This is a genomic window from Pedobacter sp., assembly GCF_039594775.1.
Lineage (GTDB): Bacteria > Bacteroidota > Bacteroidia > Sphingobacteriales > Sphingobacteriaceae > Pedobacter.
In genome coordinates, this window is record NZ_JBCNMT010000004.1 from 304,165 (window position 1) to 330,708 (window position 26,544).

The 26,544-nt window shown below is 39.8% G+C and carries 24 protein-coding genes; 14 read left to right on the plus strand and 10 right to left on the minus strand.

The features are described from left to right. Window positions 1–26 precede the first annotated feature (26 nt). From ABDV71_RS12750 to ABDV71_RS12760, 3 genes are read left to right on the plus strand one after another with little or no spacing between them, the layout of a single operon-like run. Window positions 27–2,876 carry a T9SS type A sorting domain-containing protein gene (locus tag ABDV71_RS12750; RefSeq protein WP_343533136.1) on the plus strand — a complete coding sequence of 950 codons (2,850 nt, stop codon included), beginning with the start codon at window positions 27–29 and terminating at the stop codon, window positions 2,874–2,876. Then, window positions 2,876–3,934 (plus strand): SEL1-like repeat protein, encoded by a 1,059-nt coding sequence (locus ABDV71_RS12755; protein ID WP_343533138.1) that lies wholly within the window; start codon window positions 2,876–2,878, stop codon window positions 3,932–3,934. The genes ABDV71_RS12750 and ABDV71_RS12755 overlap by 1 nt, the downstream gene beginning before the upstream one ends. A gap of 23 nt (window positions 3,935–3,957) precedes the next feature. Beyond that, complete coding sequence (locus ABDV71_RS12760) at window positions 3,958–4,416, plus strand: hypothetical protein (RefSeq protein ID WP_343533140.1); 459 nt, start codon at window positions 3,958–3,960, stop codon at window positions 4,414–4,416. Between the two features lie 102 nt (window positions 4,417–4,518). On the opposite strand, the gene ABDV71_RS12765 is transcribed toward ABDV71_RS12760, so the two are convergent. Further along, entirely contained in the window at window positions 4,519–5,817 is a 1,299-nt protein-coding gene (locus tag ABDV71_RS12765; protein ID WP_343533142.1) for a hypothetical protein, read from the minus strand. Window positions 5,818–5,926: 109 nt separating this feature from the next. Here ABDV71_RS12765 and ABDV71_RS12770 point away from each other — a divergent pair, with 109 nt between their 5' ends. Then, window positions 5,927–6,373: a DUF2059 domain-containing protein gene (locus tag ABDV71_RS12770; protein ID WP_343533144.1), complete on the plus strand. Its 447-nt coding sequence runs from the start codon at window positions 5,927–5,929 to the stop codon at window positions 6,371–6,373. Window positions 6,374–6,418: 45 nt separating this feature from the next. On the opposite strand, the gene hscA is transcribed toward ABDV71_RS12770, so the two are convergent. From hscA to ABDV71_RS12785, 3 genes are all read right to left on the minus strand, one after another. Further along, on the minus strand, window positions 6,419–8,278 hold the full coding sequence (hscA, locus tag ABDV71_RS12775; protein ID WP_343533146.1) for a Fe-S protein assembly chaperone HscA: 1,860 nt from the start codon (window positions 8,276–8,278) through the stop codon (window positions 6,419–6,421). A gap of 97 nt (window positions 8,279–8,375) precedes the next feature. Continuing rightward, a complete protein-coding gene (locus ABDV71_RS12780) occupies window positions 8,376–8,720 on the minus strand; it encodes a hypothetical protein (RefSeq protein ID WP_343533148.1) in 345 nt (114 codons plus the stop codon). Between the two features lie 19 nt (window positions 8,721–8,739). Next, window positions 8,740–9,966, minus strand: coding sequence for a glycosyltransferase (locus ABDV71_RS12785; protein WP_343533150.1), 1,227 nt, complete (start codon window positions 9,964–9,966; stop codon window positions 8,740–8,742). Between the two features lie 145 nt (window positions 9,967–10,111). Between ABDV71_RS12785 and ABDV71_RS12790 the strand changes: the two genes are divergently transcribed. Beyond that, window positions 10,112–10,693, plus strand: a complete 582-nt coding sequence (locus tag ABDV71_RS12790; protein WP_343533152.1) for a tRNA-(ms[2]io[6]A)-hydroxylase — start codon at window positions 10,112–10,114, stop codon at window positions 10,691–10,693. 61 nt (window positions 10,694–10,754) lie between these two features. Here ABDV71_RS12790 and ABDV71_RS12795 read toward each other — a convergent pair whose 3' ends face one another. Then, on the minus strand, window positions 10,755–11,762 hold the full coding sequence (locus ABDV71_RS12795) for a DUF3810 domain-containing protein (RefSeq protein ID WP_343533154.1): 1,008 nt from the start codon (window positions 11,760–11,762) through the stop codon (window positions 10,755–10,757). Window positions 11,763–11,844: 82 nt separating this feature from the next. Beyond that, on the minus strand, window positions 11,845–13,179 hold the full coding sequence (locus ABDV71_RS12800; protein WP_343533156.1) for a dihydroorotase: 1,335 nt from the start codon (window positions 13,177–13,179) through the stop codon (window positions 11,845–11,847). A 155-nt stretch (window positions 13,180–13,334) separates the two neighbouring features. On the opposite strand from ABDV71_RS12800, the gene ABDV71_RS12805 reads away from it, so the two are divergent. The 9 genes from ABDV71_RS12805 (at window position 13,335) to ABDV71_RS12845 (ending at window position 23,855) form a co-directional block, all read left to right on the plus strand. Further along, window positions 13,335–14,639, plus strand: a complete 1,305-nt coding sequence (locus tag ABDV71_RS12805; protein ID WP_343533158.1) for a DEAD/DEAH box helicase — start codon at window positions 13,335–13,337, stop codon at window positions 14,637–14,639. 2 nt (window positions 14,640–14,641) lie between these two features. Beyond that, on the plus strand, window positions 14,642–14,923 hold the full coding sequence (locus ABDV71_RS12810; protein WP_343533159.1) for a hypothetical protein: 282 nt from the start codon (window positions 14,642–14,644) through the stop codon (window positions 14,921–14,923). A 32-nt stretch (window positions 14,924–14,955) separates the two neighbouring features. Further along, on the plus strand, window positions 14,956–15,291 hold the full coding sequence (gene gldC, locus ABDV71_RS12815) for a gliding motility protein GldC (protein WP_199121203.1): 336 nt from the start codon (window positions 14,956–14,958) through the stop codon (window positions 15,289–15,291). Window positions 15,292–15,361: 70 nt separating this feature from the next. Next, entirely contained in the window at window positions 15,362–17,158 is a 1,797-nt protein-coding gene (locus ABDV71_RS12820) for a response regulator (protein ID WP_343533165.1), read from the plus strand. A gap of 227 nt (window positions 17,159–17,385) precedes the next feature. Next, window positions 17,386–17,580 carry a hypothetical protein gene (locus tag ABDV71_RS12825; RefSeq protein WP_343533167.1) on the plus strand — a complete coding sequence of 65 codons (195 nt, stop codon included), beginning with the start codon at window positions 17,386–17,388 and terminating at the stop codon, window positions 17,578–17,580. Between the two features lie 22 nt (window positions 17,581–17,602). Next, window positions 17,603–17,929, plus strand: coding sequence for a DUF6660 family protein (locus ABDV71_RS12830; RefSeq protein ID WP_343533169.1), 327 nt, complete (start codon window positions 17,603–17,605; stop codon window positions 17,927–17,929). Window positions 17,930–18,139: 210 nt separating this feature from the next. Next, window positions 18,140–21,253, plus strand: coding sequence for a CusA/CzcA family heavy metal efflux RND transporter (locus ABDV71_RS12835; protein ID WP_343533171.1), 3,114 nt, complete (start codon window positions 18,140–18,142; stop codon window positions 21,251–21,253). Between the two features lie 31 nt (window positions 21,254–21,284). Next, window positions 21,285–22,565 carry a TolC family protein gene (locus tag ABDV71_RS12840; protein WP_343533172.1) on the plus strand — a complete coding sequence of 427 codons (1,281 nt, stop codon included), beginning with the start codon at window positions 21,285–21,287 and terminating at the stop codon, window positions 22,563–22,565. Between the two features lie 9 nt (window positions 22,566–22,574). Continuing rightward, window positions 22,575–23,855, plus strand: coding sequence for an efflux RND transporter periplasmic adaptor subunit (locus ABDV71_RS12845; RefSeq protein WP_343533173.1), 1,281 nt, complete (start codon window positions 22,575–22,577; stop codon window positions 23,853–23,855). A gap of 233 nt (window positions 23,856–24,088) precedes the next feature. Here the strand turns inward: ABDV71_RS12845 and ABDV71_RS12850 are convergent, their stop codons facing one another. The 4 genes from ABDV71_RS12850 to iscX all read right to left on the minus strand — a co-directional run bounded on the left by ABDV71_RS12850 (window position 24,089) and on the right by iscX (window position 26,446). Continuing rightward, a complete protein-coding gene (locus tag ABDV71_RS12850) occupies window positions 24,089–24,655 on the minus strand; it encodes a Maf family nucleotide pyrophosphatase (protein WP_343533174.1) in 567 nt (188 codons plus the stop codon). Window positions 24,656–24,789: 134 nt separating this feature from the next. Beyond that, window positions 24,790–25,176 carry a hypothetical protein gene (locus ABDV71_RS12855; RefSeq protein ID WP_343533175.1) on the minus strand — a complete coding sequence of 129 codons (387 nt, stop codon included), beginning with the start codon at window positions 25,174–25,176 and terminating at the stop codon, window positions 24,790–24,792. 412 nt (window positions 25,177–25,588) lie between these two features. Continuing rightward, the gene (locus ABDV71_RS12860) at window positions 25,589–26,113 is read right to left on the minus strand and encodes an HAD-IIIA family hydrolase (RefSeq protein ID WP_343533177.1); all 525 of its coding nucleotides are present in this window, start codon (window positions 26,111–26,113) and stop codon (window positions 25,589–25,591) included. A gap of 90 nt (window positions 26,114–26,203) precedes the next feature. Next, a complete protein-coding gene (iscX, locus tag ABDV71_RS12865; protein ID WP_199134590.1) occupies window positions 26,204–26,446 on the minus strand; it encodes a Fe-S cluster assembly protein IscX in 243 nt (80 codons plus the stop codon). Between the last annotated feature and the right edge of the window lie 98 nt (window positions 26,447–26,544).

The window sequence follows — 26,544 nt, forward strand, 5'->3', positions numbered from 1 at the left end:
ATTGCTTTATTCTAATCGTTTTCAACATGAAAAAACTGTTACTTTCTATTTTAATTATGGGTGTTCACCTGGTTTCTTCTGCGCAATCTGGCGCTGGTTGGGATTGGGTGTCAACCTCTGGGGTATCTTTCGCACCTGCTAGCGAACCGACAGATTTGGCGGTAGATGCTAATGGCAATACTTATGCCGTAGGACAATATAGCACAGCAATTACCCTTGGCACTTTTAGCTTGCCAGCGCCCACAGGCAGAGATATTTTTATCGTTAAATACAATGCCGCAGGAACGGTTCTGTGGTTAAAGAGACATACACCGCCTACGGGTTATAACGAGCTAAGTAAGATCATTACAGTAGATGCAAATGGCGATTTCTATATCGGTGGTACAGATGATACACCTACTTTATCTGGACGGTCTTTTTTTGCAAAGTACGATGCTAATGGCAACATGCTCTGGAATAAATTCTTGACTTTATATGAAATCTGCGGTATTAACCTTAGTGCAGATGGAAACTTGATCCTAATGGAAAATGGGCAAGGGGCAACCAATATCTTAAAAGTGAACAAAACCGATGGTTCGGTGATTTGGAAAGTAGAAAGCATCAACGCAGGCTCTAATGGAGGTGCACGGTTTAAAGACTTGATGGATGCTGCAGGAAATATCTATTTTACCTGTTTTACGGCCAGTGCGGCAACGGTAAAAATAGCCGGTGAAGATATCGTGACTACAGGATTATCAAGTTTTATTGTATCGCTAGATAACAATGGACAAAAAAGATGGATACAAACCATTCCAAACATACAGGTACAATTAGGCTATACTGTTGATGAGCAGGGGAAAAGCTACATTGTTTTTGGCGGCGGGGGCGGTGGAACTTTTCAAGGGATACCCACTGTAACCGGCACTAATAAGTATTTTGAATTAGATCATAATGGGGCAGTAGTAAAATATAGCAACCTCTCCCCTTATTTGGCATCAGAATCTATGTTTAGAGTGAAAAATGGATTTGTGTATAGTGTCCTCACTCATCAAGCGGGTTATGCAGCAGCCAGGGCAATAGGGGATTATATTTTTAATATACCCGCCACTAGCACCTTCGCATTGGGCTTCGTAATGAAATACAATGCCAGTAACGGACAAAATGTATGGGTAAATTCTTTTGAGATAAATGGTTCAGCTTGGAACTCGGGCGCATTAAATATCTTAGAAATTGGACAAAATAATAAAATAGCCATAGGCGGGCGTTATGGAAGCTCCGTAAAATTTGCGAATAACACTTATACGGCTACAGCAAACGGAACTTATCCTGGAGATTTATTTGTAGCACAATTTGATGAAATGCTAACACCAGTTCCGCAAATTACCAAATGGACTGGTATCGCTGCCAATGGCTTATGGAGTGATGCTGCCAACTGGGATAATGGTGTTCCTGATGGCGCTAAAAAGACCGTTATTACTGGTGGGTTATCTAGCTATCCAACCACTATCCCTAGTGGTGCAACACCTGCAAAAATAGAAATTTCCAGCGGGGCTAAAATCCAGCTGCCAGTCAATTTTTCGGCACCATTAGGCATTATCAATAATGGAACTATTGAAATAAACGATGCAGGAAGTTTTACGGGCACCTTTGGAACTGCTGCCATTGCACCAACTGGTACAGGTAAAATAGTGATTAAAAATCCAGGATTAGCATTCTACTTTCCTACACCCATCAATCAATCTATTGAGCTTGATTTTAATGGTACAGCTTCAAGTTATGGAGGTACAATTAATGGAGATTTAATCCTTACCAAAGGAATCATGAATATTTCATTTGAAGTTTATCCCTTATTGGTCAATAATAATATTATTGGTGGCTCAGCAAGTAGTTATGTGGCAGGTAAGCTCACAAGAAAGGTGAGTGCTAACGGAATGTACAATTTTCCAATAGGCACTACGGATCGGTACGCACCAACAAATCTTCAACTGAATAATATTTCTGGACCTCAAACTATTGCCGCCAGTTTTAGTAAAACCATTAATGGAGCCTTACCTAATACTACCGCTGGTGGTAAAACAGTAACTGCTTTATTAAATGCGGGGATATGGACAGTGACTCCAAATGTAGCCTTAGCTACTGGAAATTATGGAATTACACTTGGTGGTACAGGATATAACAATGGCGTGGCAAATGCCAGCAATTATGTAGTGCTGAAACGTAATAATTCCTCTTCGGCATGGGGCTTTTACGGGGACAATGGTATCTCAACGGCCATTGCAGGAGTAGTAACAGCTACGGCCGGAAATATTACAGGTTTCTCTGATTTCGCTATTGGTATCGCCAGTGGAGATGTACCTGTTACGCTGCCTGTTAAGCTAATTGATTTTACCGCTAAAGCTTCGGCGAGGGATGTGGTATTAAGCTGGAAAACAGCTAGCGAATTGAACAGCGAAAAGTTTTTAATAGAAAGAAGTACCGACGGGAGGTTATTTGAAAATATTGGCGTGGTAGCTAGTAAAGGTACCACCAATACATTGTCTGATTATAGTTATAAAGACGAGCAGCCAACCAAAGGATACAATTACTACCGCTTGAAGCAGCTAGATTTTAATGGAGATTTTGAATATAGCGAAATCAGAACAGTGAAATTCGATTTAACACTAGCCGCCGAAAAACTGATGATTTATCCTAATCCGGTGGCTAAATTTTTCCGAATTGCCAATGATACCATAAAATTTGCTGAATTATATGACTCTTCAGGCAAACAATTGGCGAAAATAAATAGCCAAGAAAATGAGTTTTCTTTACCTACATCATTGAATAATGGCTGGTATGTAGTTAAAATGGTGCACCAAGATGGCAGCGTTAGCCAACATAAAATTATGGTAAAAAGATAATGATGAGATACTTATTGTTCATGTCGCTATTGTTTTTCAATTTGATGACCAAGGCCCAAACTGCTGAAGAATTTTACAAAGTAGGCACCGCTTTTTATGAGCAGAAAAATTACGAGGAGGCAGTGAAAAATTATCGTAAAGCTGCCGATATGAACCACGCCTCTGCTCAATATGATTTGGCTATGTGTTATTTGGATGGTAACGGCGTAGAGAATTCGGAAGTAGAAGCTGCCAAATATTTTTTAAAAGCAGCTCAGTTAGGGCATGCACAAGCACAAAATAACATTGCTAGTTTCTATATCGCAGGCACAGGTGTAAAGCAATCTGATGAAGAAGCATTTAAATGGTATCAGAAATCTGCGGCACAAGGTTTTGCAATGGCGCAAAATAGCTTAGGCTTAATGTACGATGAGGGGCGGGCTGTTCAGCAATCTGTGGACGAAGCGGTAAAATGGTATAGAAAGGCTGCAGAACAAGGCTTCGCTAAAGCAGAGAATAATTTGGCCATTATGTACTTTAATGGTACTGGGGTAGAAAAATCTGCACAAGAGGGGATAAAATGGTTTGAGGCTGCTGCAAATCATAAATATACGCCAGCGATGACAGCGCTGGGAACCTATTATCTCAAATTGGGAGACGATAAAAAGAATCAACAGCTTGCTTTCGATTGGTATTTGAAAGCCGCCGAACGTGCCGACTGGCATGCCACCTATGTGCTTGCCTACTTTTATGAAATGGGTATTGGCACAAAGCAGAGCGATCAAATAGCTCGTAAAATCTATTTGCTAGCGGCTGATAAAGGACATATAGAAGCCAAAATAGCCGCCCAAAGATTAACTGATAAATTGCGCAATCAAGAAATGAAGGTGAAAAGTGAAGCCCCTAAACGCCAAAAACAAAATGTGAGTGTAATGTGTGGTAGCTGTTTTGGGTCTGGAAAAACACATACTACCGTTTATGGTGGCTATAAAACAAAAGGCTCTAGCTCAGTCTCTTTTGGTAGTTACAGCAGTTGCTCCTCTTGTGGCGGTACAGGTAAAACGTCTATTGGAATTTAATTTAAACCATAAAATTTAATCAAATGAAGAAGTATATTTTAAGCTTATTTATCATTATTGCAGCCATTCAAACTACAGTTGCCTTACAAGAAAATCCAGCGTTGTTCGTCATGGATTTATTGAAGTCAAGAACAAGAATGAAGATGGAAAATGGAGAATATGGAGAATGGCGAAAGTGGGAGAAGCTGGATAATACCATGGGGATTTATCAAGCACTTAACGGCGATGGAAAAGATGTGATCAAGTTCGTAAATATGAAGAAGAAGCTATTGTTTAAAACCTATAAATACTCAAATGTTGATAGTGAGACTAAAGATGAAATTCAATCTATGATTTTTGAAGGTACGGATAATTATAACGAGCCAGTCAAAGTGGTAGTTTCCTATTATCCATCTAGTGCATCTTTGCGCACGGCAAAATGGTTGAAAGTAACGGAAATTTCTAAGAATTACGAACGAGAATACGAAGCGAAGTATTTGTAAGGCTTTATTTTTAAACCTCGTAGGTTGATAAAACCTATGAGGTTTTTGGATGGTATAGTAGGCTTACGAAGTTTTTAAAACTTCGTAAGTGTTGTTAGATTTCTATTCTTTCGTTTTGAAATTGATTAAATAAGCTTTCAAAGGAATGCCGGCTTCGTTTCTAAATCTTTCTGTTACTACACTTTGATAGTGTCTGTTGGGTTCAAGCTTTACTTCATAGCTGAAAGACTTTTTATCTGCCGAAAAGCCAAGTACCTTTTGTACCATCAACACATTTCTTTCGCCCGTTGGCCCGTAATCGAATCCCCTAAAGTTAACATTCATGGGCTGCGAGAAATAAAGGGTTACCGTTTTGGTATTCACGCTTACATTTTGGCTATTATTTTCAAATTCTTTAATTCCAATTACCTCTGGTCTTGATTTTTCGAATGCCTCTTTGTAAACAGCCAAAGGTTTTTCGAAATACTTCGACTTTTCTACAAAAGCAACCAAGTCTTCCTCTTTATTGTAATCCAGTTCGATCATTTCCTTAACAGCGGCTTTTTTATTCTTCGAAAGATTATAGAATTTCTCGCAAATAGCATAACCTACATAATAACCTAGATCACGCATTTTAAATTGGTTGTCGGGGCTGTTATATAACCAGTTGGCAAGCGAGCTCGAAAACATTTCCTTTTCAAATGCTGCCTTTATTTGGGCATCGTTGGTCTTGCCAAAGGCTATTTGAGGATTGGGAGAAGCCACTTTTAAAGATTTTTCGGCCAATAGTTCTGCCACACCTTCTATCACTACCTGAGCTAAAAGTGTATTTCCAATGGTGCTTTTTTGCTGGGTGTGCACATATTCATGTGTATTGGTAAAAACCAACCCATCAATAGGTCTGGTTTTAAAATAGCTAGGTAAGTGGGGAAAGTTTTTTTGAAGTTCTTGAGTGTTTGTTTTTTCGTCCGTCATCGAAATTTCGGCACCAATCAGCACCTTATCTTCAAGTGTAGTACCTCCAGTGCGCAAAGCGCCAATGCTAAAGTAAATGGTCGCTGGTTTTAGTTCTGGATAAAGTTTTCGAAGCAATATAATGGCCTTCTCAATTTCTTTGGCGTAATTATCAGCTTTTAAAGTGTTACTTCTAACTGATGCCCAAAACTGGGGGTAATTTTTGATGGCATTAACAAAGCCCTGTGCCTGATAGTTTCTTACCTGCATGAGCGCTTTTAAACCAGGGGTTCCCTTTTGGATATAGAGTTGGTTGATTAGATCAACATGCTTGGTACTATCGGCGGTCAGTTTAATTTGGTCATAGGCTTGCCAAAAGTTTTTAATGTCGGTAGTAACGATGCGTTGCTGTGCAAAAGTAGTACTGAAATAAGCAAATAAACAGGCAACGAGTATAATCTTTTTCATCGAAATAATGGTAAATAATATGGGGATGGGTTTATGTTACTAAACTACTAATTTTTACTTCTCGTAAGAATTATATCCCTATATTCGACCAATTTTTTTAAACCAATTTATGAAGAGATTTTTTATTGCAGCCCTGATTGCGTTACCTAGTTTTGCCTTTTCGCAAACCGCACAACATTTAAAGGCCAGCGAACAATTTGTAGAGGCTTCTGGTATTAAAGCCAGTTTTGATGGTGTGGTAGATGCAATGTTAAGTACCCAAATAGGTAGTGTCCCAGAGCAGTATCGCGAGAAGTTTAAGCAGGTAATGAAAACGTTTATGGGTAAATATTTTACTTATGAAGTGCTAAAGCCCCGTATTTTAAAAATGTACACTGATGAGTTTACAGAAGCTGAATTAATTGAGCTTACTAAATTTTATTCTTCACCAACAGGAAAGAAATATGCCAGCAAAATTACCGGATTAACGGAAAAAGGAATGAATATGGGACGCCAGGTAGTAGAAGAGCATAAGCCAGAGCTTCAAAGCATGATGCAAGAAGCCTTTAAACAATAACAGATAGCATAAAAAAAGCCATTATCACTAATGGCTTTTTTATTTTTACTCGTCTATTTTTTTGCCTTTCATGGCCTGTCCAATGGCGGTATCCATTACCCTTTCCGCAAATGGGCGGGTAAATTCGTTCAGCTCATCTGTTTTCTTAAGAATTAAATCTTTCTCACCACTATTTAGGGCATCCTTTACCTGTTGTATATAGGTTTGGGTATCTACAATTTCGGTTTCCGTAAGCAATCCTTTATTTTTTTCGATAAAACGCTCGGCAGTATAAACCAGTTGCTCGCCCTCACTGCGTGCCTCGATCAACATACGTTGAGCCACATCGCTTTGCGCATTGGTAATACTGTCGATCAACATTTTTTCTACGGTCTCGTCGCTAAGGCCATAGCTAGGTTTCACCTCAATTTCCTGTTTCACGCCAGAGCGTAGTTCAATGGCCTGTACGGTTAAAATTCCATCGGCATTGAGCAGGAAGTTAATATCTACTTTGGGTAATCCGGCCGGCATGGCAGGAATACCTTTCAAATCAAATTCGGCCAGTTTACGGTTTTCTTTTACCAAATCACGCTCACCTTGGTAAACAGAAATTTTCATGTTTACCTGTCCATCTATCGAAGTAGTGTATTGGCGGCCAGCTTTGGTAGGTACCTTGCTATTTCTGGCAATGATCACATCCATTAAACCGCCCATGGTTTCAATACCAAGCGACAGGGGCGTAACATCTAGCAATAAAATATCAGAACGGTTTCCCGCTAAAATATCGGCTTGTACGGCAGCGCCCAAGGCTACTACTTCATCAGGGTTAATATTGTCGTGGGCTGTTTTACCGAAGAACTCACTTACCGCTTTTTTCACATAAGGCGTACGTGTAGAACCTCCAACCAAAACTACTTCGTCTATATCGGAAATGCTCAATGCAGCATCATTCAAGGCAAGTTGGCAAGCTTCAATGGTTTCTTGTACTTTGGTTGCAATTAGGCTTTCAAAGGTTTGTTTGTCGAGCGTGCACCAAATCTCGCCCAACTTTTCGTTGTAAAGATTTTGGGTCGTCAATGCTTTTTTGGCTGCTTCTGCCTGCAAACGTAAACTTTGGGTGAATACGTTATCTTTTGCAACTGCCGCCGCATCAAGTTGGTTTTTCTCGATCCAATAATTAAAGATGGCACGGTCAAAGTCATCGCCGCCCAAAAAGGTATTACCATTGGTACTTAACACTTCGAAAATGCCGTTTTGGATTTGAAGGATAGAAACGTCAAAAGTACCTCCGCCCAGATCATACACGGCAATGGTTTTTTGTTGAGAGGGATCTAAACCCAAGCCATAAGCTAAACTGGCGGCTGTAGGCTCATTTACAATACGCAACACATCAAGTCCAGCTAGCTTTCCGGCATCGCGGGTGGCTTGTCGCTGGCTATCGTTAAAATAGGCAGGAACGGTAATTACCGCACGGTTTACTGGTGTTTTTAAGGCATGCTCTGCACGGGCTTTCAATTCCTTTAAAATTTCTGCCGACAGCTCAATAGGAGTATAGAATTTATCGCCCGCTTTAATTTTCACTAAAGCATCGGTATCGTCATCAATTACTTTGTAGCTAAAAATATCGCTGTGTTCAGCAACATCCTTGTAAGAACGGCCTAATAATCGTTTTACAGAAAAAATAGTGTTGGTTGGATCGGTTGTTAAATAAGCTTTGGCTTCATTCCCAACTTCGGCATCGCCTTGTTCGTTAAAGTGGATCACCGAAGGCACTAGTACGCCTTTGCCCGCATCGTTAATTACTTGTGGATTTTTTTCTGGGTTGATAAATGCGACCAGACTGTTGGTGGTGCCTAAATCAATACCTACAATAATTTCTTCTTGTTGTAATGAACCTGTTGCCAGGTTGATGGATATTTTTGCCATGCGGCAAATTTACGATAATGTTGTAAGCTTTGGGGACTGGAATGTTTGAATGTTGTAAAAAGGTTGGAGACGGAACTTTTAAAACGATGATTTGCTACTAATTTATTTCGCTCTCCACAATTTGATACTCCCCAAAGGCACCGTCCCAGTTTTCTTTATAAGTAGAAAATTCGATATGCTCAACCATTCCCGCAGTTACATCAATCACATAGCTTAAGCCATCTTTGAGTGTAGGTATCATGATTTTTTCGCCATTGCTAAATAGGCTATTGATCATTTCTGGTTCTTCGTTAAAATCAACATAAGAAAAATACACATATAAGCTAAAGCCAGAAATTTGTCGTTTGGATACCTTTAAGTGAGGGAGGTGAGATTTTAACGACGGATATTTTTCCGTTAAACCGTTTAGTAAGGTGGTTTCTAATTCATTGATGTCTTCCATATTTTGATAATATACTTGTTTACTTATTCTTTTCCTCAATCCACAACGACATATACTTCGTACTTTGTAGGGTGTGATGTTTCAATACTTCCCCTAAGAAGTTCTGTTTTCGATGTTCAGTTAAGTTTTTTTCTAAATGGGCGATTTGTTGCAGAAAAGGAGTTTCAAACTTGCTTTTGGCATATAGCTGGTTAATAATTTGAACGCCGTTCTGTTGTGCTTGCTCCCAACTAATCTGGTCATGGTAAAGCTTAGCTGTTTCATCAGCTAATTGCTCAGGGTTGTCATTGATGATGCCCGCCCAATCTAAACCGTTAGCCATTCCCTCTGCGCCAACACTGGTACTGGCAATGGGAGTTCCCGTTTGCATGGCGTCCACAAATTTACCTTTGGCTCCTGCTCCAAAAAGTAGGGGAGCTAGCAATATGCGATACTGGGCAATAGTTTCCCTTGCGTTTTCAGCCCTGCCATGTACCAGGAATTTCTCCCTAGTGTTGTGCAATTGTATCACCTTTTCCGAAGCATAGGCCCCATAAATATGTAAGGAAGCTTCCGGTAGCTTTTTTCTCAATAATGGCCAAACCGCTGTCTTTAAATATTGTAGAGTTTGCCAATTGGGCTCATGTAGATAATTCCCTATGAAAACCAAATCTTTTCGTCCCTCAAAAGTATTCCAGTTTTTGGTTGAAGTAATTTCTTCCTCCAAAAATGGAAGGTAGTAAAGAATGTGTGGACTGATGTTGAACGTTTGCAAAAGCTCCATCTCCACTTGAGAAATGATTAGCGATAAATCACAACGTAAAATAGCCGCCAGTTCTCGCTTGGTTACGTCGTTGTATAAATCGCTTTGTGTAAGGTTCTTTTTTTGTTTAACGGCTGTTTGTCGGGCTTGTCGTAAAAAATGTAGGTCTTCTGTATCTAAGATCTTCAACGCATTTGGACAAGCTTCCTGTACTCGCCAGCCGTATTGTTCTTCAATCATGAACCTGTCGAAAACCACCAAGTCAGGATTTAATGCGCTTAGCCATTGATCAAAAGAGCTGTCGTTAAGTTTAATGTCGTGATTGGTAACGCCTAAACTTTCCAGGTCAAAGCTGAACTCGCTTTTGGATGCTGCAGAGGCAAAATGTACTTCATCGCCATTGGCCAAAAACAATTGTGCCAACTGAACTATTCTAGTGCCAGCTGCAGAAGATGTGGGCTCTGGCCAAACCAAGCCAATGAACAAAACTTTTCTAGTTGCCATGTTTTACAAAAGTGCATTAAAAAGTACAATTTTGGATTTACGAATTACGATTGAGCTGGAAGATTTCTTTTAATCACCATTAGCTAACCCTACAACATTTGAACTTTACAAGGTTTCAACCATATAAATTTTTAATTTTGCAGCCATGTTAGGACTTAAACTACTTACCGATCCGCGTTGGGCCAATATTGCCGAATCTAACTTAGAAGAAATTTTGACCGACCACGCTTGGTGCGAGCAAAAAGCTGCCAGTAATGCCATTACGCTCATTACGCAAAACTCGGAACATCAGGATCTGGTAGATGAGCTAACAGCAATTGCATTAGAAGAGCTGGAGCACTTTCAGATGGTGATCAACATCATTAAAGAACGTGGTTATACTTTGGGCCGCGAGCGTAAGGATGATTACGTAGGGCAGTTGGTAAAGTTCAGCAAAAAAGACGGCAGCAGAAATCAGGCTTTTATCGATAGATTATTGTTCGCTGCCATGATCGAAGCCCGCAGTTGTGAACGTTTCAGAGTGTTGTCGCAAAATATTAAAGATGAAGAACTGGCTAAATTCTATCACGAACTGATGGTTTCTGAAGCTACGCATTACACCACCTTCCTAAATTTTGCACGTAAGTATACCATTGATGTTGATGTAGATAAACGTTGGAAAGAATGGTTAGAATTTGAGGGTAACCTGATCAAAAGTTACGGCAATAAGGAAGCGATACACGGATAACCAGTCTTCAGTTTGTAATTCTCAGTTAGCATTATTTATTTGCAGGTATAACTGAAAACTGTCAATTGAGAACTGCTAATTCTTTTTCATGATAATTCACCAACCAAAGTACAATATCCTGATAGCTGTTGATGCCTTTCTGTTGGTTGTTAAGCTTTAGGATTTTATCGAAGGTTTTGCCCATGTAAACCGACATAGAGCCATTGTACTTTGCCCAAAACTCCCTTTCCTGCTTAAAATGGTCAATTACCTGTTGTGGTATTTGCGTAATGAGCACGTTGTAATCCTCTGGATATTTCATCCTGATTTCGAACAGCACATACCTTAGCATATTGTAATAGGCAGAGTATCTAAATTGGATATCCTCACTATGGACAGCGGTTAAATAACCCACTAAATTAGCTTCATCCTCACGGGCAACACCCACTTGGTGCGCCATTTCATGGCAAACTACAAAGGGCAATACAAATTCGGGAAGCTTGGTATTAATGTTGGCTTCGCCAGATAAAGGGTTGTAGTAACCTTCTATACCCAATTTGCTCGTGAGCCAGCCGCTAACCACAGGTTTAACCGCATGATATTTGTATTCGAACAGTGGCTGTTTCACTGCTAAAATATTATAACTAGTGGCTGCACGATCTTGTAGCTCTTCTATCGTATAATTAACAGACGTATCGCCAATAGCTTTGCCCAGCTTTTCTAATTTGTCAATAAAAAGACTACTCAACCGCAAAAGCTGCTCTTTTTGGTAAGGTTTTTTACTGATCTGAAGTTGTTCATTGATTTGTGGGCGAGAATAATTCAAGCCCCATAATACCTTAAAAGAAAGGTAGATGATGAGCATAAAGTTTATACTCCTTAATGCAAAGAGCAGATATGCGTCTTTGTCCTTTTTTGTTTTGCTGATGAAGATTACCACCTCTTTAATGACGTAAATAACCAGTAAAGTATAAAGTAAATCGCCAATGGCAAAAGGAAAAAACGAGGCAATGCAACGCTGCACCATCGAAATTACAGGATAGATCAGCTCGCTGTAATAGCTTTCAACCGCTTGGGGATATAGTCCCAAAACGAAAATGATGAGGGTAAATGCTAACAGGACAAAAGTCGTGTTGCGTATATGCTTAACAGATGTCAATTTAAAACAAAAATTATCTGTTAAACGTTAAACGTTGTCCCGTTTCGCTGGTCATAAACTTTCCTTTTTGGTAGGCTAAGTTTCCAGAAACAAAAGTGTGGGTAATGCTGGCACCAAAAGTTTGTCCTTCAAAAGGCGACCATCCACATTTATACAGGGAGTTTAATTTGGTTACTTTGAAAGGATCGTTCAGGTCAACCAAAACCAAATCAGCCCAATAACCTTCTCTCACAAATCCACGTTCATTTAAGTTAAAGCAGGTAGCCACGTTGTGCGAAGCCTTTTCGGCAATTTTTTCCAAGGAGATTTTACCTTGCAAGTGCATTTCTAACAATGCAGGTAAGGCGTGTTGTACCAAAGGACCACCAGAGGGTGCTTGTAAATAAGCTTGATTCTTTTCTTCAATGGTGTGGGGAGCGTGGTCGGTAGCAATCACATCAATATGATCATCCAATAAGCCCTGCAAAATGCCAGCTTGATCGGCTGCGGTTTTTACAGCAGGGTTCCATTTAATGAAATTGCCTTTCGTGGCATAATCCGTATCATTAAACCAAAGATGGTGCGCGCAGGCTTCGGCCGTAATTTTCTTTTCTGCTAAAGGTAGGATATTGTCAAATAAGCCCACTTCCTTAGCGGTCGAAATGTGCAAGATATGCAAACGAGTTTGGTAACGTTTGGCAAGTTCTACTGCTAGAGATGAGGATTTATAGCAAGCCTCAGCACTTCTAATGAGCGGGTGCATGTCTATCGTAATATCATCTCCATATTTCTCTTTATAAACAGCTAGGTTATGGCGAATGGTGGCTTCGTCTTCGCAATGCGTAGCCACCAACATAGGGGCTTTGCTAAAGATATTTTCTAAGGTCTTTTCGTTGTCAACAAGCATATTTCCGGTCGACGAACCCATAAATACCTTAACGCCACACACATTTTTCGGATCAGTTTTAAGCACCTCTTCAATGTTGTCGTTACTGGCACCCATATAAAAGGAATAGTTGGCCAACGAAGTGTGCTTGGCAATGGCATATTTATCTGCCAAAAGCGCTTGAGTTAAAGTATTAGGTACCGTATTGGGCATTTCCATGAAAGAGGTGATTCCCCCAGCCACAGCAGCCATACTTTCGGTGAAAATATCTGCCTTGTGGGTTAAACCAGGTTCGCGGAAGTGTACTTGGTCATCAATCATGCCAGGTAACAAATGCAAGCCTTCTGCATTGATTTCTGTATCGGCGTTAGCATTAATGTTCGAATCAATTTTCTCTATTCTTCCATTCTTTATTAAAAGATCTGAAGTGAATATGTTGCCTTCATTTACAATACTGGCTGCTTTAATCAAGATTGTGCTCATGTTTCAAAGGTAATAGATAAAGTCGGAAGTCGGAAGTTGAAAGTCTGAAGAAAAGTCGTTTTCCGATTGTTAAATGGTTGTAAGTTTATATCTATCCTTCTGAACTTCTATCCTCGAACATCGGACTTCTGACTAATAATCGTAAATTTGCAGCTATGCCAAAAAAATTCGATGAGTTTAAACTCAATAGACAAATACTGAACGCAGTTGAAGAAGCGGGCTTTGTAGAAGCAACTCCGATACAGGAAAAAGCCATAGGCCCGGTTTTGTCTGGTCAGGATTTGTTTGGTATTGCACAAACGGGAACAGGGAAAACTGCTGCCTACGTGCTGCCTATGCTCATGAAATTGAAATATGCGCAGGGCGAAAGCCCACGAGCTTTAATTTTAGTACCTACCCGTGAGCTGGCTTTACAGATAGAGGAACAGGTAAGGCTGTTTTCTACCTATACCGATCTCAGAACCGTAGTGATTTTTGGGGGGATTGGTCCTAAAACGCAGAAGGAGCAAATTGCAAAAGGGTTGGATATTTTAGTCGCTACACCTGGCCGATTTTTAGATCTTTATCTCGCTGGAGATATCAATACCCGAAGCTTACAGTTTTTGGTATTGGATGAAGCCGATAAAATGATGGACATGGGGTTCATCGGTTCTATTCACCGTATTTTGGAAGTAGTACCTCGCAAACGACAAAACCTGCTTTTCTCGGCAACCATGAGTGATTTGGTTCAAAAAATTGCAGGCGATTTCCTCAAAAATCCGTTAACCATAGAAGTAGCTGCCCAAGCCACCCCAGCACAAACAGTTACGCAAATGCTGTATGCAGTACCTAATTTCAAGACTAAAATTAACCTGCTGCAACATCTACTTAAAAACGATGAGGAGTTCAAAAGACTCATTATCTTCTGTAAAACAAAAACAGTGGCCGACAATATTACCAATTTTATTTCTAGGAGATTTGGAGAAGAAGCGGTAAGAGTAATTCACGCCAATAAGGGGCAAAATACACGTATTAACTCCATTAACAGCTTTAAAGAAGGAAGCATTAGAGCTTTAGTAGCTACAGATGTTGCCTCTAGGGGAATCGATGTAAGTGAAGTGAGCCATGTGATCAACTTTGACGTGCCAATTGTAATTGAAGATTATGTACACCGTATTGGCAGAACAGGTAGGGCATTTAATGAAGGAACTGCCATTACCTTTTACAACGAGGCAGAAAAATATTACATCGATAAAATTGAAAAGCTGATCAGGCAACAAATTCCAGAAGTGAAATTGCCAACGGAAGTGTTTGTGGAAGAAACCCCCTATGAGGAAAGACAATCCATAGCAAGGGAAATTGATGCCCAAAAGAGGAAAGAAAATCCCGACTTTAAGGGAGCGTTCCACGAAAAGAAGAAACAGTTTAGCAATAATCCTAAAAAAGGTCCGAAGAAAATTAGCAGACCAAAACGTAGATAGCCTTGAGAATAAAACTAACCCCATTAAACATTGTATCGGCGTTAAGTATCATGGCTGTTATTAGCCTAATCATTGATAAACGTTGGCTTTTGGTTCCAGCAAACGATGAGTTTAAAGGGGTTTTTATTGCTTTAGGTTTAATGGTTTTCTTCGTGTCTTTTTTAAGTGATCAAATTTTTAGAAAATTTATACCAAGTTTGGCAAGACTTTGGCTAGTACAACTGGTGCTTGTAGTCTTAACTGCCATATTTGTCTTGGTTTTAAAAATAAGTGTTTTCGGATAGCGAACATGATTGAGAAATAGAAAGATAAAGAAATGAAAAAAGCAGAAATAAAGATTACCGTAGAGTTAGATGAGAAAAATGTTCCCGAAAATATCCTTTGGGAATCGACAGACTCAGAGAACAAAGACCAAATGGCTGCAAAGTCAATGATGCTGGCCCTCTGGGACCATAACTATAAAAACTCAATGAGAATAGACTTATGGACCAAAGATATGCCTGTTGATGAAATGAAACGTTTCTTTTACGAAACTTTGCAAACCATGGGCGATAGTTTTTTAAGAGCTACAGGCGAAAAAAACATTGTTGAAGACCTGAGAGATTATTGTGCGCATTTTGCAGACAAAATGGGCATTAATACCCAGGGATAACCATATAAACCTGTAAAGTTTGATAAAAAATATGAGTCTGCCTGCGTCGAAGAAATTATTTGTCAACTTTATGGTTAAGTTGTTACTTATCCTCGCTATCATAGGCGGGGGTATTTCACTATTTTCTTATAACAAAGAAAACACAGCTTACTTTAAACAAAAGCAACATCTAGTAGATCAATTGGTGTCACTGAGCAATCTTTTACACAGTGCCCATTATGCTTATATCAACCTAATTGGTGCCGACTCGGCCCAAGCGGATAGCCTTAGTAATTATCTAAATACCTTAGGCAAGGAAAAGGGAATACTGGAAGTATTATCTCAAGGAGGAGAATCAAATAAAGCGGAAGCCAATGTTGCACTAACTAGTTTAGAAAGTGAACTTCGTTTTTACAGCGGTCAATTAGCGCAAAATGGGAATGTTTTAGATGTTGGTGAAGCAGGCAGGAAAATGGGAGCAACCCAACCCTTGCTAGACAAACTCATTAAACAAGAAAGAGAAGAACTAAAGGTTCGTATTTCACAAAACGATGGTTTTTATGAAAACCTGGGATTTCTTGTCGTAAGTGTAGGTCTTTTGGTTTTGATCATGAACATTGTTCTTTATTTCCGTTCGAAAAAGTCGCTACAGAAGCAAATGGCACATGCAAAGGAAATTCACAACGCCAAGCTTGCTGCCCAGTCTGCAAATAATGCCAAGTCAGAATATCTGGCTATGATTAGCCATGAAATTAGAACACCTATGAACGGTGTACTGGGCATGTCGAACCTGTTAATGCAGGGTTCTTTGAATGAAGAGCAAAAAGAATATGCCAAAACCATTCATCATAGTGCCGAGTCATTATTACGTATTGTAAATGATGTGCTGGATTTTTCAAGAATAGAAGCTGGAAAAATTCAATTGGACAAAACCACTACCAATATTCGTGAACTTATTGCACAAACATTCGCAATCTTGCCCAAAAAGTCTTCGGAACAATTAAAAATTGAGTATTGGGTAGATGAAAGCGTTCCGCAATTTGTTTACATTGATCAGATACGTTTAAAGCAAGTACTGCTCAATTTCTTGGGCAATGCGGTAAAATTTACTGCTCAAGGTAGCATCACTTTAGAATGTAAGGTAATAGACACGGATGAAACTGGTTTTATGCGATTAGGATTTATTGTAAAAGATACAGGTATTGGGATTGCAGAAGATCGTATCAAGCTGCTTTTTAAACCTTTTGTACAAGTAGACCATACCACCGTAAGAAAATATGGAGGTACAGGTTTAGGCTTAAACATCGCCTATAACCTTATTTCAATGATGGAAGGAAAGGTAAAAGTAGATAGCGTTGTAGGAAAAGGATCTATTTTCACCTTCTTTATCGTGACCAAGGAAATGAGTGGTGGACAAAAGGCTAAGTCAAACGACGATAAACAGCCTATATTGGACGTAGCGCTTTCTACCTTATATCCACTAAATATCTTGGTAGTTGATGATAACGAGATCAACCTCATGCTCATCACCAAAACGTTAAGCAAGCTGGGGTACGAATGTAAAAAAGCATCCAATGGACAATTAGCGGTAGATTTGGTGAAGCAAAACGAGTTCGACCTGATCTTTATGGACATGCAAATGCCTATTATGGATGGTACGGTAGCTACTACCGAAATCAGGAAGCATTATCGTGTATATGAGTATCCGGTAGTAATTGCCCTAACTGCCAATGCCCTCGGCGATGGTAAGGATAAATGCTTGGAAGCTGGAATGCAGGATTTCATTGCCAAACCATTTAAACCGGCCGAAATAGAAGAGGTCATTAGAAAATGGGCACCAAAAATTGTTAAATACAAGGATAAAACCCAATCTATTTTTTTAAGTTAGCAGCCTAAATAAATCATATGCTAATTGTAAATAAAACAATGGCTCTTTTAGGGCTAATTCTAGTGTTTGTGGCAGGTTTTTGTCCAATATTACAAGTTAAGATTATTTTTGAATGGGTAAACTGGGGGTTGTATAAAACCGATATTCGCCTTTTCCTAATCACTTATTCACTGATAGCACTAACAGCATTATGTTTTTTTGTAAGACAGCTTAAGGCTTTCAGATTATTGACAAGATTTATATTTGTTTGGGTATTGTTAATGGCAGCTGCGGTATACTTTAAGTCGACCCATTACTTTGGGGTTAAATTTGCAGATAACATTTTGGGCAAGGCTATTCATTTCCAATGGGGATGGATTATTTTGGCCATAGGTGCAGTACTTTTACTTTTCAGTGTCAAAAAAGAAACACTGAAGCCATAAAATAATATATATTTGTGTCATAATGAAATGGTTACTTACCATATGGGCTATTTATTTACTGGCGCTTGCTTCGCTGCCCTGTAGTGATGCGAGTAACCAATGTAAAGATAATGGCCGTAAAGTAGAAACCGTTAAGGCGCATAGTCACGAGAAAGACAGTGACGATAACTGCGCTCCATTTTGTTATTGCAGTTGCTGCAGTGTAAGCTTTGCCTCTTTTGATTTTAAACTCTTAGAAGTTGCGCAGCCTAAAACTACTTTTGCCGAAAAGAAAATCGTTTTGCGTAACCATCAGCTAGTTTCCAACTACTACGGAAACATTTGGAACCCACCCAAACTTATCGCTTAATTTTTTTTATAGATAACCTGTGCTCTGGGCTGATTTGACCTAGGCAGGGCTGTGGTTTTGTGTTTATAAAACCAACGGTCTGTTTGTGGCTATAATTTGCCGCATCTACGGAGGGCTTGCCCCACAACAATTCCCATGTGCATTTAAGGTTATCCACTGCCGCTATTTGATAGTGGCCTGTCCATACTAAAAAAATTAAACGACATTACCGTGTTAGACAACATTATAAAATTTAGCATAAAGAACAAGCTTGTGATTGGCGCAATGACCTTGTTACTGATCATATGGGGAGTTTGGAGCGCCACCAAACTACCTATCGACGCCGTACCTGATATTACCAATAATCAGGTGCAGATCATTACCGTTTGTCCCACTTTGGCCGGACAAGAGGTGGAGCAGTTGGTGACCTTTCCCATAGAGCAAAGCATTGCCAATATTCCCAATTTGGAAGAAACCAGAAGCATATCGAGGTTTGGACTCTCCGTAATTACGGTGGTATTTAAAGATGAAGTGGATATTTATTTTGCCCGACAGCTCATTAATGAAAAGCTGAAGGAGGCGGATGAAAAAATTCCCAAAGGGATTGGTACACCCGAACTTGCGCCAGTAAGTACAGGACTGGGCGAGGTGTACCAGTACATCGTACACCCTAAAAAGGGAAGTGAGAAAAAATATGATGCGAAAGCCTTGCGTACCATGCAGGACTGGATTGTGGCCCGTCAATTATATGGCACACCAGGTATAGCCGAAGTAAATAGTTTTGGTGGAGAGCTTAAGCAATATGAGGTAGCCATTAACCCGAACCGTTTACGGGCAATGGGGGTGAGCGTTTCAGAAATTTTTAATGCCCTCGAAAAAAATAACCAAAATACAGGCGGAGCTTATATTGATAAAAAGCCGAATGCCTATTTCATTAGGGGAATAGGTTTGGTGACTTCATTGGAAGACGTAAAGAATATCAGTGTTAAAAATGAAACAGGCAGCGTTCCTATTTTTATTAAGGATGTGGCCGAGGTAAGGTTTGGAAATGCCATCAGATATGGCGCTATGACTTATAACGGGGAGGTTGACGCTGTGGGCGGAGTAGTGATGATGTTGAAAGGCGAAAACAGCAATGAAGTAGTGAAGCGCATCAAGGAGAAGTTGCCAATTATCCAAAAATCCTTACCAGAAGATATAGTGATTGAACCTTACTTAGATCGTACAGATTTGGTTGGAAGAGCCATTAGTACGGTAGAAAAGAATCTAATAGAAGGTGCCCTGATTGTGATTTTCGTACTGGTGATATTTCTTGGAAACTTGAGGGCTGGGCTTATCGTAGCTTCAGCTATTCCACTCTCTATGCTATTTGCCTTAGGCCTCATGAATGTGTTCGGCGTAAGCGCCAATCTCATGAGTTTGGGAGCCATAGATTTTGGTTTGATCGTGGATGGGGCGGTAATTATTGTAGAAGCAACATTGCACCATTTAGGCCTGCGAAAATCGGTAAATAAGCTTACCCAACAGGAAATGGACCGGGAAGTTTTCGAATCGGCATCTAAAATCCGTAGCAGTGCCGCATTTGGCGAAATCATTATCCTTATTGTATATATCCCTATCCTCACCCTGGTAGGTATAGAGGGAAAAATGTTCCGCCCTATGGCACAAACGGTAAGCTTTGCCATTTTTGGTGCATTGATCTTATCGCTTACCTACATTCCAATGATGTGTGCGTTATTCCTTTCCAAAAAGGCATCGCATAAAGTAACTTTTTCCGATAAGATGATGACCTGGTTGCAAAACAGATACCAACCATTGCTCAAAAAAGCCATCAAAATTAAATATTGGCTAATTGGTGCTACGGTTGCTGTTTTTACTTTTTGTCTTTTTCTCTTTAAAAACATGGGGGGCGAGTTTATTCCTCAATTACAGGAAGGCGATTTTGCTTTCCATTGTATTTTACCACAGGGAAGTTCATTGAGCCAAAGTATTGAAACCTCTATGCAGGCCTCGAGAATCATTAAACAATTTGATGAGGTAAAAATGGTAGTAGGGAAAACGGGAGCTGCGGAAGTTCCTACCGATCCTATGCCACCAGAAGCTACCGACTTAATGATTTTGTTAAAGCCCAAGAAAGAATGGAAAACTGATTGGAGCTACGAGGAATTGGCCGATGCCATTAATGAAAAATTGGAAGCCATACCGGGCGTGTTTTTTGAAAAGAACCAACCCATACAAATGCGCTTTAATGAACTGATGACAGGTATTAGACAGGATGTAGCGGTAAAAATATTTGGCGAAAATCTCGATACACTGTCGGCTTATGCCAATCAGGTAAGTAAAGCGATACAGCGTGTAAATGGGGCTACATCGCCACAAGTAGAACGTGTAAGTGGTTTACCGCAAATAAACGTGACCTATGATCGTACACGAATTGCTAATTACGGATTAAATGTTCAGGATGTTAACGATGTACTGAGCACTGCATTTGCAGGTAAAAGTGCAGGTGTGGTATTCGAAAATGAAAGACGCTTTGATTTGGTGGTACGTTTGGACAGCGCCCATCGTGGCAGTATTGACGATGTCAGCAATCTGATGATTGCCACGGGAACCGGTAATCAAATTCCTTTGTCGCAGGTTGCAACGGTGGAGTATAAATTAGGTCCTGCTCAAATTAGTAGAGAGGCTGGAAAGCGTAGGATCGTGATAGGTTTCAACGTATCAGGAAGAGATGTGCAAAGTGTGGTGCAAGATATTCAGCAGAAGCTTAACCAAGAGGTGAAATTGCCAACGGGGTATTATTTTACTTATGGAGGCCAATTCGAAAATCTACAGGAAGCCAGCAATAGATTGATGATTGCCGTTCCAATTTCGCTACTACTCATTTTCGTGTTGCTTTATTTTACTTTCCATTCGTTTAAACAGGCAGCTTTGATCTTTACCGCTATTCCCATGAGTGCCATTGGAGGTGTGTTTGCACTTATGCTGCGTGGAATGCCTTTCAGTATCAGTGCAGGTATTGGGTTTATTGCCCTATTTGGGGTAGCAGTACTCAACGGTATTGTCATGATTGGTACATTTAATCAACTACAGAAGGAGGGCTGGAAAAATATGCTCGAGCGGGTGTTGGAAGGAACCAAAATCCGTCTACGTCCTGTGCTTATGACAGCTACCGTGGCAAGTTTGGGCTTTTTGCCTATGGCATTGAGTACCAGCGCAGGAGCAGAGGTTCAGAAGCCTTTGGCTACCGTAGTAATAGGCGGTTTAATTACGGCTACCTTTCTTACCTTATTTGTATTGCCTTTGCTGTATATGATTTTTAACAAAACAACAAAGAGCAACTGATCCCTACACTACATATCAAAATTAGAAACAGATGAAACATATCTTGAAAAATAATATAGAGAAGCGGTTTTTTAAGCCATTACCTATGCTCTGCTTCTTAGGGTTGCTGGTCTTTAGCCTCAATGCTAATGCCCAAAAGAAACAGCTAAATATTGACCAAGCCATACAAATGGCCATCGATAATAACTTGGGGGTTAAAGCGGGAGACTTGGAGATAAAAGCTAGTCAATCCTTAAAAAGAACGGCAGGAGAACTGCCCAAGCTTGATTTAAATGCACAACTGGGACAATACAATAGTACCCAGTTTGACCAATCGTACCAAGTATCCCAAACCATTCCTTTTCCAACCTTATTTGGAGCTAGGAAGCAATTGATCAATGCCGAAATAAGAGGTAAACAACTGCAAAGGGAGCTTACCGTGCTCGAATTGAAAAACCAAGTACGCAATTACTACTATCAAACATTGTATTTGCAACACAATCATCAACAATTGAAACAGTTGGATAGTCTTTATGCCGATTTTATAAAGATTGCCCAGCTGAGGTATAAAACAGGCGATACCAAAAAGGTAGACGTAAGTACGGCACAAGCCAAGCAGGGGGAAATTAACCTCCTGCTAAGGCAAAATGAAGTATATCTGGCCAATGCCCATACCAGTTTAGCCGCTTTGCTAAACACTAAAGAAGATTTTGAGTTAGCCAACCAAAGTACTTTTGCACCACTACAGATCAATAACCTATTGGATAGTGCAACAGTGGCCAATCATCCAGCAGTGCAATCATTTTATCAAGAGGCATTGATTGCTGCCCAGAGTAAAAAGGTAGAAAGGTCGCAAACCTTGCCCGATATTACTTTGGGATATGTGAACCAATCGTTAATTGGATTCCAAACAGTAAATGGTACAGAGAAATACTTTGGAGCAGGTAATCGATTTAATTCGGTAAATATAGGTTTGGCCATTCCCTTAACCTTTGGAGCCAACAAGGCAAGGGTTCGTTCATTGGATTACAGGCAACAGGCGGCAGAAGCCAATGCCCAACAACAGCAGCGAAATCTCATGGCACAAATGCAAAATGCACTACTGCAATATCAGCAGGACATGAAACAGTATCAATATTTTGTGAAAGATGCCTTGCCCAATGCCAAAGAGATGCTGTCGGCAGCGCAGTTGGGTTATAAAACTGGAGATACAAGTTATCTGGAATACCTTTATGCCCTGCAAACGGCTACGGATATCCAGCTTAATTATCTTAAAAGTATCCAGCAAGTCAACCAATCTGTCATTAACATCTATTCTATCATTAATCAATAACGAATTACCATGAAATTCAAAATCAATAGAAACAAAATTTGGATTGCCATAGCAGCTTTATCTATTCTTACGGCTTGCAATAGTGGAAAACAAGCAGATAATGCAAATAAGAAAAATACGGAGGCCGCTAAAACAGAAGAAGCCCATGAAGAGGATAGTGGAAGCATTGCTACCCTTACCCAAGAGCAGATAGAAACGGTTGGTATACAATGGGCACCGATTGAACGAAAGGAGCTTACTGCGACTATTAGGGCCAATGGGATGCTGAGCGTACCCAATAACAACAAAGCAAATGCAACTTCTTTGTATGGTGGAGCAGTTAAATCGCTTAATGTGCAAATTGGCGATTATGTAAGAAAGGGCCAAGTGATTGCTTCCATCACTAATCCACAATTTATACAATTACAGGAGGAGTATTTGACGGTTGGTAGCAGAATTACTTTGGCTGAACAAGAATTACAGCGCCAAAAAACATTGAACCAAGGGAATGCTGGTGCCGGTAAAAATCTAGAGAATGCCACCACAGAGCTAAATACCTTGCGTACACGTAGAGCGTCGCTACATCAGCAACTTACTTTAATGGGCATCAATCCGAGTTCGGTAAGTAACGGTAACCTTAAATCGGCCTTGGTGGTTACTAGCCCGCTGAGTGGCACAGTGAGTAATGTCTTTGCAAAGATAGGCAGCTATGTAGATGTTTCATCGCCAGTGATAGAAGTGGTAGATAATAGTTCGCTGCATTTGGATCTTCAGGTGTTTGAAAAAGATTTGCCACAGGTGAAAGTAGGGCAGACGATCCATTTTACGCTTACCAATAATCCTACCACCGAATACGATGCGACGGTATTTAGCATAGGTTCTTCTTTTGAGAATGATAGTAAAACCATTGCCGTACACTGTAAAGTAAATGGTAATAAACAGGGACTTATCGACGGGATGAACATTACGGGAATTGTGAGCCTTAACAACGTCATGACTCCAGCAGTTCCTAATGATGCCATTGTGGCTGCAGATGGAAAGTACTATGTGTTTTTACAAACGACCAAGACAGCTAAAAAACACGAAGAGGGTGCAGATCATAAGCATGATGAAAAAGAGGAAGAAAAACCAAAAAAGGAAAGTAAGGGCAATTTGAACTTTGAAAGGGTAGAAGTGCTTAAAGGAGTTTCTGATATGGGATATACCGCAGTAACTTTTTTGAACGATATTCCCAAGAACTCGATGATTGTTGTAAAAGGTGCCTTTTTTGTGAATGCTAAGTTAAGCAACGCAGGAGGACATGAGCATTAAAGGGAATAGGAGTTAGGCATTAGTATTAAGGAACGAGGAGTAGGGAGCAAGGAATAAGAAGCAAAGAGGAAACCTCCTTGTTTTCACCCAGAGCGTAGCGAAGGGTCTTATGAGTTTTTGATTATGAGATTCATCGTAGCGCTCTGAATGACGGGCCGTAGAAAGGAAGATTAAAGAGTAAGGAATGATGAACGAAGAGCGAAGCTATAATAAGTTGCCGAGTTCCCAAACAACTAAATACCACTCAAATAGCCATACAGTTTCTCAGTAGGAAGCCCCATCACATTGGTATAGGAGCCTTCCAACTTTTGTACTACAGTAAGACCAAACCAATCTTGAATACCATAACTGCCAGCTTTGTCAAAGGGCTGGTAGTTATCAATATAGTAGTCGATCTCCGCATTATTCAGCTCTCGACAAAATACGGTGGTCTTATCATAAAATGAAGTAGTTTTACCGTTGTAACTGATACTTACACCTGTATAAACCTCATGACTATTGCCCGATAGTTTGGCAAGCATTTCCTGTGCTTCTGTACGGTCTTTAGGCTTGCCCAAAATTTCACCATTAATGGCAACAATGGTATCGGCCGTAATTACAATATGGTTGGCATCACCAATAAATGCTTTGGCTTTCTTTTCTGCAATGTAAACCGCAATTTCGGAAGCATTTAAAGTATTGGGGTAGCTTTCGTCAACATCCTTTAGTTCAACAGAAAAATCCAGGCCCATTAAGTTTAAAAGTTCTTGTCTTCTGGGCGATTTGGACGCTAGTATAATTGGTGCAGTAAATTGAAGCATAAATGATGATTATGAACCAAATTTAGAAATAAAAAATGCAACCAATTATTTAAATGAAGATTTAAGTGTAAACGTTATTAAACCACAAAAGCGACTTGGTAGTCGCTTCTGTGATATTTTGTGATTGGTTGAAATTAGTTACCGCCTTGGCGTTCTTTCATTCTTTTTTCCATTTCAGCTCTTTGCTCTTCTACCATACCTTTGTAGGTTTTCTTTTGCTCATCGTTTAGCACAGCACTTATTTTGGTTTCAAGATCAGCTCTCATTTTCTGCATTTTTTCCATCATCGCTTGTCTGTCGCCGCCTGCTTCCTCACGTAGTTTTTTCTGTGCTTCAGCTTGCTCGGTAAAAATGGTAGTTAATTTTGCCTTTTGGTCGTCAGAAAGTTTAAGTTTTTCATCTAATTGTTTTACTCTAGCTTCTGGGTTAGCACCCATACCACCTCTTGGACCACCTTGTTGCGCTTGTGCAAATGCTACCATACCAAATAATAGCCCGCAGATCATCATCAATTTTTTCATGTGTTTAGAATTATTGTTTTTGTTTTTTCTTTGGAGCATAAAATTGACAAGAGGTTTAATCAACAAGAAAAGATATTGTGTTAAAAAATGTTAAGCTCTACATATCTAATGTGAGTTGGGGTAAGAAAATGTGTTTTAATAACTATGGTTAGAATTAGAGGTTCAAAGTTTCATTTTACTATTGAGTTTGCTATACGCCTATTTGGTGCATTTAGACATAAGAATTGTAAATGGAAAGAAATATAACCACATAAGTGCATTGTTTTATGAGGATAATGAATGAAAAACAAATAGAACCTTTGTGCGAGGGATAATAGTAAATTAAAACCCCATAGAGACCTCTATGGGGTTGGTATTCTTAATCTTTATGATTGTTCTTTCGAATCTCAAAAATTGCTGACAAAAATGGTTGCTATTTACTCGCCTCTGCTGCAGAAGGTGTACTTCCATGCCAACTGTGCTGCACTTTAAGCACTTTTTCAATTACATCCCTAACTGCTGCTTCGCCACCTTTTTTGGGAGAAATGTAATGACTAATGGCTTTGATTTCTTCAACGGCATCTGATGGGCAAGTTGCAATACCTACTAGCTTCATCACTTCCAAATCAGGAATATCGTCGCCCATGTAAAGCACTTGGCTAGGATCAATGCCTTTTTGTTGAAGGTAATTGTTGAAAATTTCTATTTTATCACTAACGCCTAAAAAAACGTCCGCAACGCCCAAACTATCAAAACGCTTATGCATGGCTACGCCCTTTCCTCCTGAAATAATACAGATATGGTAACCTTTCTTGGCTGCCAGTTGTAAGGCATAGCCGTCCTTAATATTAAAGGAACGGAGTAGTTCGCCACTTTCTGTAGCGATTACCGTTCCGTTGGTCAATACACCATCTACGTCAAAAACGAAAGTGGTGATGTTTTTAAGGTTTTCTAACATAGTTAGGTTGCGTATTGTCAGTTACGGGTTTTAGTCGGTAAGCCCCAATTACTAGCTCCTAACTACTAACCACTAATTACTAATTACTAATTACTGATTATCTCTCCACTCGTATACCCAAGCAGATTGAATTTGCTCTAAATGACCTTCGTTACACTCTTCTCTGGTTCCGGCAAAATTAGGAAGCTCTAAAACCCATTCAATAAGCTCTGTAAACCTAATTCTGTAGATTTTTGGCTCATCGAAGGCATCTCCAAACTTTTCGTAAAGCTCCAAGGCAATATCCTCATGGTCTTTCCAGTAAATAGGGAGTGCAAATCTATCGTTGTTCATATTGTTGTTGTAATGTTTGTGTTGGTTAAATGTTGATTTGTTTAATCGGTTAACTGACAGCTACCAACGTAATGGTAAATCTAAAATCGTAACTCGTG